At 42.0% G+C, this 15,637-nt stretch carries 5 protein-coding genes; 3 read left to right on the top strand and 2 right to left on the bottom strand.

The annotated features are described in order from the left end of the window. Nucleotides 1-61 precede the first annotated feature (61 nt). Nucleotides 62-1,768 carry a gamma-glutamyltransferase gene (gene ggt, locus WC743_RS11205; RefSeq protein WP_373012069.1) on the bottom strand — a complete coding sequence of 569 codons (1,707 nt, stop codon included), beginning with the start codon at nucleotides 1,766-1,768 and terminating at the stop codon, nucleotides 62-64. Between the two features lie 234 nt (nucleotides 1,769-2,002). Between ggt and WC743_RS11200 the strand changes: the two genes are divergently transcribed. After that, the gene (locus tag WC743_RS11200; protein ID WP_373012068.1) at nucleotides 2,003-2,494 is read left to right on the top strand and encodes a hypothetical protein; all 492 of its coding nucleotides are present in this window, start codon (nucleotides 2,003-2,005) and stop codon (nucleotides 2,492-2,494) included. A 232-nt stretch (nucleotides 2,495-2,726) separates the two neighbouring features. Here WC743_RS11200 and WC743_RS11195 read toward each other — a convergent pair whose 3' ends face one another. Continuing rightward, nucleotides 2,727-6,473 (bottom strand): S8 family serine peptidase, encoded by a 3,747-nt coding sequence (locus WC743_RS11195; protein ID WP_373012067.1) that lies wholly within the window; start codon nucleotides 6,471-6,473, stop codon nucleotides 2,727-2,729. A 381-nt stretch (nucleotides 6,474-6,854) separates the two neighbouring features. Between WC743_RS11195 and WC743_RS11190 the strand changes: the two genes are divergently transcribed. Beyond that, nucleotides 6,855-10,478 (top strand): T9SS type A sorting domain-containing protein, encoded by a 3,624-nt coding sequence (locus WC743_RS11190; RefSeq protein ID WP_373012066.1) that lies wholly within the window; start codon nucleotides 6,855-6,857, stop codon nucleotides 10,476-10,478. A 612-nt stretch (nucleotides 10,479-11,090) separates the two neighbouring features. Next, a complete protein-coding gene (locus tag WC743_RS11185; RefSeq protein ID WP_373012065.1) occupies nucleotides 11,091-15,629 on the top strand; it encodes a LamG-like jellyroll fold domain-containing protein in 4,539 nt (1,512 codons plus the stop codon). Nucleotides 15,630-15,637 lie beyond the last annotated feature (8 nt).

The raw sequence follows: 15,637 nt of genomic DNA, 5'->3' as shown, positions 1-15,637 counted from the left end.
CCTAACGCATTTGCAATTGTAATTTCCTGCAAACTGCGCACTCAAAACTACCAACTTCTCCTTACCACCCCACTTTAGTATCATCCCCACGCGGGTCTGCACCGCCTTCATAATAACCCCATTTGGTTTTCAGGATCCCATCCACACGGCCTATCGCTCCGCGGGTGGTCATTTTATATCCTTTTTGCTTCAATTTTTCGGTGGTGAGGCTATCCAACGCCTCTTTTTCAGATGTAACTTCATCCGGCATCCATTGATGATGGAAACGTTTGGCCGATACCGCCCCCTGCATACTCTTATTAAACTCTATTACATTCAATATCGTTTGAAATACCGATGTTATAATGGTAGATCCGCCCGGTGTGCCTACTATCATAAACAGCTTACCATCCTTCTCCACAATAGTAGGTGTCATGGCCGATAGCATGCGCTTATTCGGCTGTATGCTGTTGGCTTTGCCACCTAGCAGGCCGTACATATTAGGCACGCCCGGTTTTGAGCTAAAATCGTCCATCTCATTGTTCAGCAAAAAGCCTGCGCCTTTCACAAATATTTTTGAGCCGAAGGTGTCGTTCAAGGTAGTGGTGATAGCTACCGCGTTGCCGTCTTTATCCACTATAGAAAAATGGGTGGTTTGCTCACTCTCATACCCGGCAATTGCACCCGGCTGTATGCTGGTGCTTGGTGTGGCTGCCTCCCAGCTAAAGTTCTGCATGCGCGACAGGATATATTTTGTATCGAGCAGGTTGCTAACGGGCACCTTATAAAAATCCGGGTCGCCCAGGTATTTAGAGCGGTCGGCATATACGCGGCGCTCGGCCTCAACCATTAACTGCACGGTAGAATCTTTATTAAAACCCCATTGATGCAACGGATATTTCTCTACAGCTTTAAGCAGCTGCACCAGTGCTATCCCCCCGCTTGATGGCGGCGGCATGGTAATGATCTTATATTCTTTATAATTACCAATGATCGGTTTGCGCCAAACCGAATGGTAATTTTGCAGGTCGGCTTTAGTAATTAAACCGTTGCCTTGTTTCATTTCGGCCACAACCATATCGGCCACTGTGCCTTCATAAAAACCGGCGCGGCCTTTATCGCGGATCTGCTCCAGCGTGTGGCCCAGATCTTCCTGCACCAACACATCGCCCTCCTGCCATTCTTTAGCGGTTAGGTAATTGCTGCCGGGGTTGCTATTTTTAAATTCTGCGGCATTGCGGTTAATATCGTTTGCCAGTCGTTTGGTCATTTTAAATCCGTTAAGCGCAAGCTTAACCGCTGGCTCTAACAGGTCGGCCCATTTTAGCTTACCGTACTTTTTGTGGGCCTCAAATATCCCATCAACAGAACCCGGTATACCCGATGCCTTATGGGTATATAGGCTCATCTTAGGTATCACATTACCCGCCGAATCCAGATACATATTGGTGCTGGCGGTTGCAGGCGCCTTCTCCCTAAAATCCAGTGTATTGGTACTACCCGATGCAGAGCGGTACACCATAAAACCGCCGCCGCCAATATTACCTGCCTGCGGGTGGGTTACCGCCAGTGCGAAATGTACCGCCACTGCCGCGTCAACAGCGTTGCCCCCTTTTTTTAACACCTCCAGCCCTGCATTCGCGGCATCCGGGTAGGCACATACCACCATTCCGTTTTTGTATTGCCCGCTAACATTCTGGCCCAGCTGCCCTCTTACACAACTTGCCCATAAACAAGTTAACACAACAAACAACAATACTTTTGTATTTAAACGGAACGGATATTTCATGGGTATAAGGTTACAATTTTTGAGCAATTTAATCTATTTAGTATTATAAATACAATGCCTTTGTGTTCAAAATACATAAATGGTAATACGAAATGGGCGTAATATTTAATAGAGATTGCATAAAATGCCTATTTTATCGTTATTCGTTTGTAACAATAATCACTAACCTTTAATTTTTTATTAATTCGCATTATCTGCCATGGGCAGAAGAACGACTAAAAACGACTATCGAACATGAAAAAACTTACCTTCATCGCACTATTTTTAACTTCATTTTTATTGATATCTAAAAAATCGGTAGCACAGGATTATCCAATAGCTGCAGGTGTAAAATTTGGCGGATATGAAAATGGATTTTCTGTAAAATACTTTACTAATTCAACCACCGCGCTCGAAGGTATATTGGGTATCCGTAACCACGGCATAGTTATCACCGGTTTATATGAGGTGCATCAGGAAGCGTTTAAAACAGCTGGTTTAAAGTTTTATTATGGCTTTGGTGCCCACGTAGGCTCTGTAGGCAGTGGTGTTTACAAAACCTATGGCGGCGACCAGTATTATAACGACAACCGCATCCTGTTAGGTGCCGACGGTGTTTTAGGGCTTGAATATAAAATTGCCGATGCTCCAATAGCCATTAGCCTTGACCTTAACCCACGTGTTGAACTGGCCACCGGTCCGTTCTTTGACCTTGCACCGGGCCTGGGGTTAAAGTATACGTTTTAGCCTTGCTCTACTCTTCATAAAAGAAGAATCCAAACAAAACAGGCCGTGCAAAAATGCACGGCCTGTTTTGTTTTTAAAAAGCGATGCCTATGTGCGACTTCCTCCCCACGGGAGGCTCCAGGGAGGGGTTTATGAGATAAGGCAATAGCGTAGTAACCCCTACCCGCCACTTCACAGTCTCCGCACCCTTCCCAAGGGAAGGAGTTTATTTTTAAGTAAAAATTGCAGCGCTTTACTTAGCTATAATTATTTTCTTGGAGTACACCTTTTTTCCCAGCATTACTTTTAGCAGGTAAGTGCCCGGCAACTGAGTGCCTATGTTTATTACCGTACTAAAATTGCCCGCGGTAATTACTTGCTGTTGCTGGTATATAGTTTGCCCGGCGGTATTTACTAACGATAAGGTTAAATTGCCCGCTGCTGGGGCCACAAAAACCACATTCAGGTTGTCTACTACAGGTACCGGGAAAATGGCCAACCCAATATCTGTAGATCTATCAGGGTTCTTTGCTATTAAAGCATAAGTATACACGTCTGATTTAGTGATACAGCCAGTTTCAAGCGTAACACCAACCTGGTAGTTGCCGCTTTGTAACGGCGCGTAGGTTGGCCCTGTTGCACCTTCAATCTCTTTATCGTTTAAAAACCACTGGTTACCTGTAGTAAAGCTGGAATTAAGGACTTCACCATTTTGGGTTATCACCGGTTTGTTTAATCCAACCGCTTGTCTGCCTGCGGATGGGCAACCTGTACTCTTTACATGTACATCATAAAAAAAGTAATAGAAGTTTTTATAATACGTGGTATCACTTTCATTTGTGGGCGATATTGCCGTATTACCTGTTATGCTAAAAATGTTACCTAATTTAAACGGATACCCGGTAACGCCACTGTTGTTACGATATAAGGTAGCGTCGTTTTCATATGATGGTGTTATGGTGTAATTGCCGGCTGCGGGCAGCAATAAATTAAGCGCATAAACCCTACCCTGATCTGTGGGATCATCATCTTGCGCACCGGGTTGCGGGTTGCTGCGGGTTGCCGCCACGTTAAGGGTGGTTGATGATACCACCTGCCCGTTGTCTGCCTTTACTGTAAAAGTTATTTTACCGTGGTTTCCAATATATAAACGTGCTGTTTCAATAATTACAGGGATGTTGGTGTGTACTTTCACATCAGGGGTAAACTGGTTGTATCCACCTGCGGGAAATGCATTTTTAGTAGCCGGACCAACATTGCCGTTAAAATCATTTAACCCGGCGTAAAAGGTATTGTTCGCCGGGGCATCAGTTACTGATATACTTGTACCATAAGCAAACGGAAGGGCATCCGTTGGCGATTTATACCAAAGCAACTGCCCATCGCCATTGCCTGATAATAAGTACTGGTTATTATTGGTACAGTAAAACGCTGATAGGTCGTTCGCCACAGGCGGCTGGCTGATTATAATTGAACCTGTTGCTTTATCATTTGAGGAAATGGGGTCGCCTGCTAATGCTGTTTGGGCGCTAATTGCATAAGTGGCGCCCGGTGTAGTGTTGAATTTCCCGCTCAGGGTAAAATCTGTTTCTTCCTGCGGCTGTAAAGTGCCGGTATATATTTCATTGAAGGTGACTATTGTACCGGCAGGCAAAATTACGGTTACAGTAACCGGCACATTGGTTATGGCCGCGCTTCCATAATTTTTTATCCTAACGGTAACCGCGGTTGCAACGGCACATGATGCACCGGCATCGTCATTAACAATATTTGTAATACCCGCATCGGCAGTTGGTTTCAAAAACTGAACGCGGTAATCCTGGGTTTCACCTTTGCTGTAAGTTCCGCAGGGGGTTATGGCTGCTGTATCGGCAGTTTCTGTAAGTACAACCCTTAACAAACCAAAGTTACCGGCTATTACAGATAGCGGTACAGTAATATTACCGGTATACGTACCAGTGCCGTTTATAACGCTGGTTGTAGCAGCCAGTTCATTATTATCGAAAACACCGTTACCATTCCAGTCTACATATACTTTGGCAGCTTTGTTAAAATTGTTTCCGCAGGTGCCTAATGTAATGCTAAAAGGATAGCTTTTTGCCTGCTGGAACTGTATGGTTGTGCCGGTATTATCAGTATAAGCCGTGCAACCGGCAGCGGGTGTATAATTAACGTTGGAGATAGTAAAGTTATTAATGCGTGAATCGGCAGTTGATGAAGGGGCTGATGCACAATATGCCGACCCGCCTATGCCGGTAGCTATAAGCGAATAATCCTGACTGCCTGACGATAACGTACCTTTATGGGTAATAGTAACGGTATATTTTTTACCGGGGATAGCATTGGCTATATAAACCTGCTCCATATTATCACGGATATTATCGCCCGTTGTTGCCGCTGCCGATGGATTATCAGGTGTGAGCACCCAGGGATTAAAGGTAGTTGCGCCGTCGCTTACGCGGATATCCAGATCATTCACCAGTTTGGGCGTGCGACTGTTTACCACACCATCAGCAGTGATGGCTCCTGCCGGGTCTGTCCAACTGATACTTATGGCCAAAGGCCCGTTCCCCGAAGCTATAATATCAAACATTCTGCTTTGGCCTTGTTGCAGTGTGCTCTCATTGATCATGCTTTTTGCACCATTATCAGTAATAGCCTGGGCGGCAGTACGCGTGTTCAATAATCCCCACCCATAAATATAATCAGGGCCTATCCTGCCTGCATCAAAAGCAGTGTGGCATGCCAGGCCTTTTAAAGTTGCAGCCCGCATAAAGCTGCCCGCGTTTTTTTGCGAATAGTATTCCTGCAGTAAATACAAAGAACCTGTAATGCCTGGTGCCGCCATTGATGTCCCTGATAGGGTGAGATATGAGTTTGTACTTGTAACCCCGGTTGAAAGCACATTCTCTCCATCGCCCACAAGATCTGGTTTTATACGGCCGTCATCCGTAGGGCCCCAACTACTAAAAAACGATATGGCTACATCTTCCCGGTTTACCGGGCCATTTGGCAGTGCGGCTACAGAGCCTACTGTAAGTATATTTTTTGCATTACCCGTTGTGCTGATAACGTCATAACCATTGTTGTTGCTAATGTTAGCCGGCCTTGCCCCTTTGTTTACAATTGTAGGGTTTGTACGGCTTTGATAACCATAGTAGGTATCCCCAATTGCCGGACCGTTACTGCTGCGGCTGTTACCGGCCGATTCTACTATCAGGTAATATGGCGCGCTGTAGGCTATTTTATCCCATGACTGTACACGCTCATCATAAAAGCCGAAATTATAGTCTACCGTATCGCCGGGTAAACCATACCACTCCCACCGGGAAGAACCGCTGTTATAATCCCAGCCGGCCACGTCTCCGTAAGAATGGTTTGAAAGCAGCAATCCCGATGCTGCGGCACTCATTTCGGCCACATCGTTTTCAAAATCCCAGGCTGATAGGGTTCCTGCATTAAATGCCATTCCCCGGGCCGGGGCGTACACGCCTTTGGCAAGCATAGTGCCCGCAACATGCGTTGAGTGATCAAGCACAGACGCGACATCTTTAGCCGTAATAGTTTTACCTGCAAACTCCTGATGAAGACTGTATACCTGCCCACCATCCCAAATACCTAATTTACTATTTAATAAAGTACTTGATCCTGAAAGATTTAAACCTAAAGCGCCACCCGGCTGTACTGTATTAGTACCCACAGTAGCTGCAGCAATGGTGTTATTGTGTGTGATAAGATAAACCGGGAAACCCAACCTATTTATACCTTGTAAAGAAACCAGGTTACCTGTTTTTGTTTTTCTGCGGATAGCCCATCCCCGGGATGGTGCCAGTGCCAGCGCTTTTTGGTAGCCCGATGTGAAGCTTTGACCGGCACTTATGGCAAGCTGATCAAGCTCTTTTTTTTTAACTGCATCAACCAGTTGCCGTTGGGCAAACACTTGTGATACACAGCAAATTAAAAAGAAATTAAATAGAACCGCTGTGTAGAATTTACCCATAAATTGATAGAAAATCAGTCCAAGCAAGTTCAGCATTAAATAGCATAAATAAAAATACTCTGGTGTGGATTTTGTGTGATTAAGCAGAGCTACAGATCTTGCACCCCACAATTGCTCCTATCTCCTATAACTCTCTGATTTACAATTTCTGGCATTAAATCTATCAATAAAAAACGAGCAATAAATTGCCCTATTTGTGTAAATAATTCCACACATTTCAGGCGTTTAATTATTAAGAATATTTTCGTTGTGACGCCTAAACATTTATTTAAACCCATTTCCGTGTGGCAACATATAATAATAGTACAAGCTTCTCCTTTTATACTATTTGCATAATTCTTGTATTACCTGGGTAAGTGATATAACACTTCCCCCATTAATTTGAAAACACGTTTACTAAAATATATTTTTTTTATCCTTATATGCTTTTTCCCTTTTGTAAAGGGATTTGGGCAGGAGGTACCCTATTCAAACGGCGGGCTAAACTATTACTGGAACCCATTTGAAACAGCAACACCAGCCAGTGATATTGGATCTTTTGTTTACAGAAATACAACCGCATCTAATTATACTTTCACCTCTACCAATTCACAAACCGCACTAAATGGTTCTTATTCGCTATCAACCGTTAACCGCAATGTGGCGACAGTAGCAAACGGTATTTCAAAGCAATTACTTGGTACCGGTGTTAGCTACAACGGCAGCACAACTTACGAATGGGCTATTCTTTATAAGTATTCAACAAGTGATGCAGCTAACTCAAGCGATATAGTCGATTATCCAAGTGTTGTTGCCGGCAAGTGTGGCTGGCGGTATTGGTTTGCGGCAAAAACCTCAACACCAAGTGTTCAAAACGATGGCTTTTTTATGACACAGGTGGGTAAAGAATTGAGAATTAGCGCTCCAAGCCAGGGGGTAATTTATACTACAACAGTTGAACCTAATATAACCTATAGCATTAAATTAAAAATTATTAGTGGTGCCCGGGTTGTTGTTTATATGAATGCTTATTCGCCTTTGAAAACGGAAGCATCCACCAAAGTTTTGCAAACAAACTTTGGTATAACAATGAGTAATTATAGTTATACCGTATTAGAAGCGAATGAAGCCCGGTCTGCTACTTATCACTGCCAATGGGACGATATTAAACTTTATATTCCAACATTTACAGTTAACTCAATTACAGCGCCATCAAACGGCTTAAGTAACAGCACATTATCTCAGGGGCAAGATGATGCCATCGTTTATGGTTTTAGTATTGTATCAAGAGGCGCTTTTAACATTAAGGAAATTGATATAGATAACGACTTAAGCAATTCACTGTTGATTCTTTCCGGGGCTAAACTATATTCATCAGCGGATAATAACTTTTCTACAACTGCCGATCTGCCTCTTAATACCTATACAGTACCTTCAAGCGGGGCATTAAATTATGCTACAACTACTTTAAACTTAGGGGGTACAGACCAAGCAGGCACAGTGTATAATTTTTTTTATACGATAGATCTTTTACCAAATGCCAAAATCACTTCTCTCCAATTTAAAGACCTGGAAGTACAATATGATAACAATAATGGTTATGTAACAGCGGTATCTCCTGCAACAGATGGTACTGCTTACACTATCGCGCAAGCTTACACGTGGGCCGGGGGAACAAGTACCAGTTTTAATACCGCTTCAAATTGGAGGTTATTGCAAATAAATAATAATGCAGTTACACCAGCTTTAGCCCCGGGTGCAAGCAATTATGTTTATATACCAGGTACAGCAATTAATAACCCGACAGCTTCATTATCAGATGTTAATATAGCGGGGTTAACAATTGATGCGGGCAAATCCCTTACCTTATCTGATGTTAATCTTACAGTCTCTAACCTGTTAAGTAGCAGCGGTACTATTGCATTTACGGGAAGTGTGCCTAATACTTTTACTATTAATGCGGGTGCATATACCAATTTGGCTAATCTTAGTATTATAAAAACAGTTAAAAGCACCACTTTAACTTTAGCCTCAAGTAATTCGTCAAAATTAAATTTAACGGGCACCCTAAATTTACAGAACGCTACTTTAGCTACAGCCGGCCTGCTCACATTAAAATCATCGCCCACGGCTACAGCAAGTGTTTCAAGGCTTGACCAAACAACTGAAGGTACCATTGACGCTGCAATTACAGGTAATGTTATTGCAGAACGCTATGTTACGGGTGGCTCGGGCTACAATCAAGCCAGGTCAAATTACACTTACAGGAATTATAGGGTAATGTCTTCTCCTGTGTATACAACAGGTTCAAGCCCTAATGTTTATAATTTTAATTATATAAATAACAGCGCTATTGTAACAGGGGCTACGGGCGGTTACGGGCCAACTACCGCAAACCCAACTTTATATTTATATCGTGAGGATTTTGCAGGCACAAGCACATCTTTTACATCCGGAAATTTCAGGGCGGTAACAGATGTTTCTACCAATACATACCCAGGTACGGGTTTCTTATTTTATTTCAGGGGTGATAAACTAAACAACCTCACCGTCAAAACTACTACTCCTTTTACTGCACCAGAAAGTGTTGTATTTGCTAATACAGGCACTTTAAACCAGGGATCAATTGCTGCAAAAAACTGGCAAACCGGCAGTACAACATTGTTACGTACTGCAACAGCTGCATCTGTTTCGTATGGTATAAATTTATTGGGTAACCCATATGCTTCATCAATAAATTGGGATAATACAGCAGGTTTTACAACTACTAATATATCAAGTACTATATACTTGTTTAACCCGGTTACAAATCAATTTGATACATATGTAAGGGGAAATAACGGAGTAGGTACAGGGGGCAGTTCTCAAAATATTATTGCAAGCGGACAAGGCTTTTTTGTAAAGGTTGAAAACACAGCAACACCCGCAACAACGCCAACTACCGGGACACTTACATTTAATGAATCTGCAAAATCTTCCTCACAACTATCAGGTCTGAATTTACTTTTAGGCATGCCTGTTGCTTCAGAACAAGCAGCTGGGTTCATCAGACTAAGACTATCATTAGATAGTTTAAATCACGACAATGTAGTTATAGCTTTTAGAGATGGCGCGAGTGAAAAATTTAATACTCAGGAAGATGCTACTGATTTAGGCGGAAGCGGTGCCTATGAAAGTTTGTCGGTTTTATCAAGCGACAGTGTGGCTTTAGCTATTAGCTCAACACCATTTGTAAAAAAACAACAGGCAATTGGGTTAATGGTTAATGCAACCGCATCCGGTTTATATTCACTAAGCCTGAATGAGTTGAAAAACCTGGCTCCTGTTTATGAAGTATGGCTTAAAGATAATTTTAAGAAAGATTCACTTGACCTCCGTATCCATCCATCCTATAATTTCAATATTGACAAGACAAAAACTACAACATTTGGTAAAAACCGCTTCCAAATAGTTATACGCCAAAACCCTGCCATTGCATTACGCCTGCTTGACTTTTCAGCTACCAAAACTACCGAAGGTGTACTGCTATCATGGATTACCGAGAATGAAAGCAATTACACAAACTTTACAGTTGAAAGAAGCACAAATGGCGGCAAAGCATTTGAAGTGATTGGCGGCTTTAAATCAAGTGAACTTGGCAAATACAGCATGTTAGATAACGCGCCGGTTAAGGGCCTTAACCAGTACCGGTTAAAACAGGATGATATTAACGGCACTATAACCTACTCAAAGGTGGTGAACTTAACGTACTCAAAAGCTACAGACAACATTACTATAAATAATTTAAGTGTATACCCCAACCCGGTAAACAGCACCGTAAATATTGCTATTACACCACAAAGCGACGCTGCATCTTATACTATTAAGATAACCGGTGATGTTGGCACGCTGGTAAAATCGGCTACTTCTACCCAACCCACATGGCAGGATAATGTGAGCGGTTTAAGGCCCGGGACATATTTTGTACAGGTAATTAATAACAGCACAAAAGCCATTGTTGGCAATGGAAAGTTTATAAAACTATAAACCTAAAAGATAGTGAGCGTGATAAAAAAGTTTTTTTCATTGTGCGTGTTGCTATTTGTTAATATAGCAATCTGCTATGCCCAGGACGACGATATTGAGCTCCCTTGTGGCGGTAATGGTGACCCGGATATTACCACAACTCCGTGCGAGGTCCCCCTTGATACCTGGGTGTACATCTTAGTAATAGCCGCTGTAATTTTTGGCGTTTATCATCTTTACAAGAAACAGAAGCCTCTTCTGTATAAGTAGTTTATAGGGTTCTTTAACCAAATACCTCCTGTTGTTTTTAGTGCTTATCCATATGCATAAAAGCATAGATCCCTTTTGTCAGCAATTATTCTCTTCCATATAATCTTCTCTTTGGGAACCGCTAAAATGTTAATTATTTAATTAACTATTAAACAACCTTTTATTACTTTATTCGTATAAGGCAACAGTACATTATATTTTGTATCATACATATCCGCAACTTGAACACTATTTACACACCTTTTTCATTTAAAGCAGTTTTGTACATTTTAGCAATACGTCCGTTTGCTCAAACAGGATCAGATATTTATATATCTATAGCCTAATACATGGTTTGTTACAACAATCAGCATATTAATATATATGGGCGATATTATTAGCATAAAAAAATCAATAAAAAGGCTAAGCGTATTTGTTTTATTTGTTTTGATGGTTAATACCGGCATGGCGCAGACTGTAAATATTACCGCCCCTGCCACTGATCCTGCTCTATTTCCGGTGAGTACAGCCAGTATAAATCCGGTAACAGCAACTGCGGCCCCTGCATTTGGTGGTAGTGTAACTAATGTTGTTTTTACATTAGCATTGGCGGCTACCCCTAATACTCCTATAGTTACCGTAACCGATAATACGTCGCCTTACACACCAGCTGGCGGCATATCAATAAGTACGTTGGCTGCCGGAATTTACATATTAAAAGCAACTAATAATTATACGGCAGGCTTCTTTGTTCCGGCCGGATTTGTATCGGATCAAATAACAATAAACATTGTGCCAACCACCCCAACTGCGCCTGCTACATCCACTTGTATTAATACTACTGCAACAATTAATGTTTCGGGCAGTTTACCCGCCGGGGGCACTTATGGTTTATATACTGCAGCTACAGGTGGTACGGCATTATCAACTACAACAGGCAGTACACTTACAACACCTGTAATTACTGCCACCACCACCTATTATGTTGCTTATACCGCAAATGGTGTTGAAAGCACCCGAAGGTCGGTTGCTGTAACAATTACCGCGGCACCCACGGCGCCGGTAATTACGGCACCGGCTACGGTTGCTACCGGCGTAAATGCCCCTGTATCGGTAGCCTTGGTAGCCGGTATTTCCTATAGCTGGGATACCGATGGAGGCACCCCTGCAACTGCAACAGGAAGTTCTATTGGCATAACATGGGCATCGGGCGGTATAAAAACAATAACCTGTACGGCTACAAACACAACAACCGGCTGTAGTACCTCATCTACAAAAACCATACTGGTTAGCCAGGCTGTGCCAGCCAGTTACGCTTTTAGCCAGCAGGTTACATTAAATACATCGGCAATAACCGGGGGCATAACAACTACGTTAAACAATTTCCCGGCGTTGGTTTATATAAAAGAGGATGCTTTAAAAATAGGCCTTGGCTGCGCCAACAATGTTAGTTACACTTCAGGCGGGGTTAACGGCTATGATTTCGCATTTACACTAAATGGCAACACCACAGAATTATTTTACCAGGTAGAAAATTATGACCCTGCAACGGGTACACTGCTGGCGTGGGTACAAATACCCGCGTTAACATCTACCAATACTGCTTTAACATTTTATTTTGGTTCATTATCACCTAACCATACAGCCGGTTTTGCCAAAGCCACCTGGACCAGTGATTACCAGACCGTTTATCATTTAAATGAAGGCTCGGCAGCCACTACTGTTATAGATGCCACAAGCAATAGTAAAAACGCGGCTCAAACAAATACAACTTTTGCTGCCGGTCAAATAGGCGGTGCTTATCAGTTTAATGGTTCAAGCAGTAAAATTATTAGTACCAGTACGGCAAACAATATAACCGGTTCTTTTACCTTGTCTGCCTGGGTAAAACCTACGGCCTATACCTTATCATCATCAGGTGGGTATGATTATAAATTAATTACAAATGAGGCCCTCAATTATACCACCGGAGGTTACAAGTTAGGATTATACGGAAGTACCCCAACAACTGTATACCCCGAAGTAGAGACACGCCCTAACACCGGGGACCCGGCAAGCACCACCAGAAATACATCTACTTTGCAAACCGCAGTTACAGTAAATGGATGGCATTATGTACAGGGCGTTTATAATAACGCCACGGGCATATTTTATACCTATTTAGATGGCAAACAAAATTTCACCATGACAGGCGCCATTGTTTCAGGTACTACAGGGCAAAATATTTATTTGGGTTCTGATTTCGGGGCGGGTAATTTTTTAAATGGAGTTTTGGATGAGGTACGTGTATCTAATACCGTTAAAACGGCCGATTGGATTAAAGCGGAATATTACAACCAAAATAACCCGCTTACATTTACAATCAGCAGTTCAACCATTACAGCTGTTCCTGCTAATGTAGCCGCGATAGGTGGATCGCTTGCATACATGTGGACAGGGGCCGCGTCAACTGTTTCTACCTTAGCGGAAAACTGGGCCTCACCCGCATCCGGGGGCCTTGCCGTTGCCCCTCCGTTTGATGGCACCACCAGCATTGTAATTCCCGCCGGCTTAGCCAATTATCCTGCGTTAGCCGCAGATGCCGCTTTTTATGGCATAACCATAGAACCGGGCGCCAATATTGATTTAAATGGAAAGAAACTTACCGTTGGTTGTAATGTTTATAATAGTGGGCGTATAAATGCAGCCGGTGTTACCAACGCATCAACCATTGAATGGAAGGGAACATTTACCCCGCAATTATACACAGGTACCAATGCAGCAAATACCGCGCAGTTTGGTAATTTTAAAGTAAATAACACAGCGTCATCCGGCCAGGTCAATATAACCGGCGGCCCTGTTGACGTGTATAACACCCTAACTTTAACCGCAGGAAGCCTGAACATTGATAACGCCGGCAATGGTGCTTTAACCTTAAAAAGTACATCTTCGCTAACTGCAACTGTAGGCCCAATAACTGCAACAAGTATTACGGGTACTGTAAATGCAGAAAGGTATGTTCCTGGCGGTGTTTCCACCTCCCGCGGCTACAGATTACTGTCTTCACCGGTATCAAACGTTGTATCAGCATCACCTGCAACCCCGGCCGGGTTAAATAGCTATGATTTAAACACGTTGATTACCAGTACATACATTAGCGGGCCGGGTACTGGCGGCACTGTTGGTACAACAGCCAATTCAAATGGCTTTGATGTTACATCTACTACAGTTATTCCTAACAATCCATCTGTTTTTGTCTATAAAGAATCTGATCTTCCGCCGGCAAACAGAAATGTTACTATAAGCGATTATAAAGGTTTCGCAAATAAGAGCGAATATATACCAATGGGAAATGGCATACTGTATTTTTTTAGAGGAGACAGGACTATGGCGCAATCAGGCAATAATAGTGGTAACGTATTTACATCTCCTTACCCGTATGCGAAGGCTACTACACTTAAATTTTCAGGAAATATAATAGCCGGGCCTGTTGCTGTATCTGTTCCGGTATTCACAAGCTCTGCAACCTATTATAATGTAAGGAATGCTGCTTTAACACCAGGCAATACAAAAACTGTTACTGCATTTTCTTCAACATTATCTTATACTAATAATAGCGCTGCCACAGACGGGTTTAATCTTGTTGGCAACCCTTTCCCGTCAACTATTGACTTGCAATCAGTTACTTTTGGCACTGGCATATCTCCTGTGATTTATATTTTAAACAGCACTTTGCAAACCTACGGTACCTATAGCCGTACAGACCAATCTGTAACTAATGGTGCGAGCAGATTTGCATTATCAGGACAAGGCTTTTTTGTAAAAGCATTATCCACCGGCGTTAGGACGGTTACTTTCCCGGAAAGTGCAAAAACCACTTATCCTACAGGCACGGCACCCTCTACAATCCCTACGGTCTTTTCCTCAACAAGTACTTCTGATTCTTTAAGTAGTAATATTTCTTCGATTAAAATTAAGCTGATTCAGGACAGTACGTATTATAATGAAAGCATACTTTCTTTCAGTAGTAAACATAAAAATGAATTTGATAATGATGACGCATCATATTTAAATGGCGCGGGCCAGCAAATATTTATGTATAGCACTACAGCAGAAGGAATACCATGTATAATTAACAGGATGAGCAGTTTGGACAAGATCACTGCTCCTGTCAATTTATTTGCAGAGGGCGGAATAACCGGAATATATAAAATGGAATTCACTGGTATGAATTCTATTGATAAACTTTATCGTATCTTTTTAAAGGATAGCTTCACTAAAGATTCCCTTGAAATTACTGCAAATCCAACTTATAATTTCAATATTATCAGGAGTAATGCCGCTACTTACGGAGCAAACAGATTCAGCTTGATAATAAAACAAGATCCGGCAATGAAAATACGCTTGTTGGATTTTGATGCTAAAAAAGTAACCAAAGGATCAATGCTAACCTGGATAATGGAAAATGAAAAAAGCTACTTAAATTTTACCGTTGAACGAAGCATAAATAACGGCAAAAGCTTTGAAGTAATTGGTGGTTTTCAATCAAATGGTTTAGGCAAATATGATCTGTTAGATCCATTACCGGTAATGGGGCTAAATCAATACCGCTTAAAGCAAGATAAAAATGGACTAATTACTTATTCCAGCATTGTTAATCTGATGTACTCACAAAACGCAAGTAACGTTATTATAAATAACATAAGCATATTTCCGAATCCAACAAATAGCCTTATTAATGTGGCTATTACGCCCGATTCAAGTACGGTATCTTACACTATAAAAATCATTAATAGTATTGGCGTTTTAGTTAAATCAGTTAATTCAAAACAACCTACCTGGCAAGATGATGTTAGTAATTTAAAACCGGGAACCTACTTTATACAAGTTATTAATAATACTACAAAAGCCGTTATGGGCACTAATAAGTTCACAAAAAAATAATTAAAGGA

It is taken from the genome of Mucilaginibacter sp. (assembly GCF_041660805.1).
Classification (GTDB): Bacteria; Bacteroidota; Bacteroidia; order Sphingobacteriales; family Sphingobacteriaceae; genus Mucilaginibacter.
This window is presented reverse-complemented; position numbering and strand designations above follow the sequence as displayed.

Coding starts and splice junctions, on each gene's coding strand:
- WC743_RS11200 (WP_373012068.1), top strand. CDS start 2,003: ATGAAAAAACTTACCTTCATCGCACTATTTTTAACTTCATTTTTATTG.
- WC743_RS11185 (WP_373012065.1), top strand. CDS start 11,091: ATGGGCGATATTATTAGCATAAAAAAATCAATAAAAAGGCTAAGCGTA.
- WC743_RS11195 (WP_373012067.1), bottom strand. CDS start 6,473: ATGGGTAAATTCTACACAGCGGTTCTATTTAATTTCTTTTTAATTTGC.
- ggt (WP_373012069.1), bottom strand. CDS start 1,768: ATGAAATATCCGTTCCGTTTAAATACAAAAGTATTGTTGTTTGTTGTG.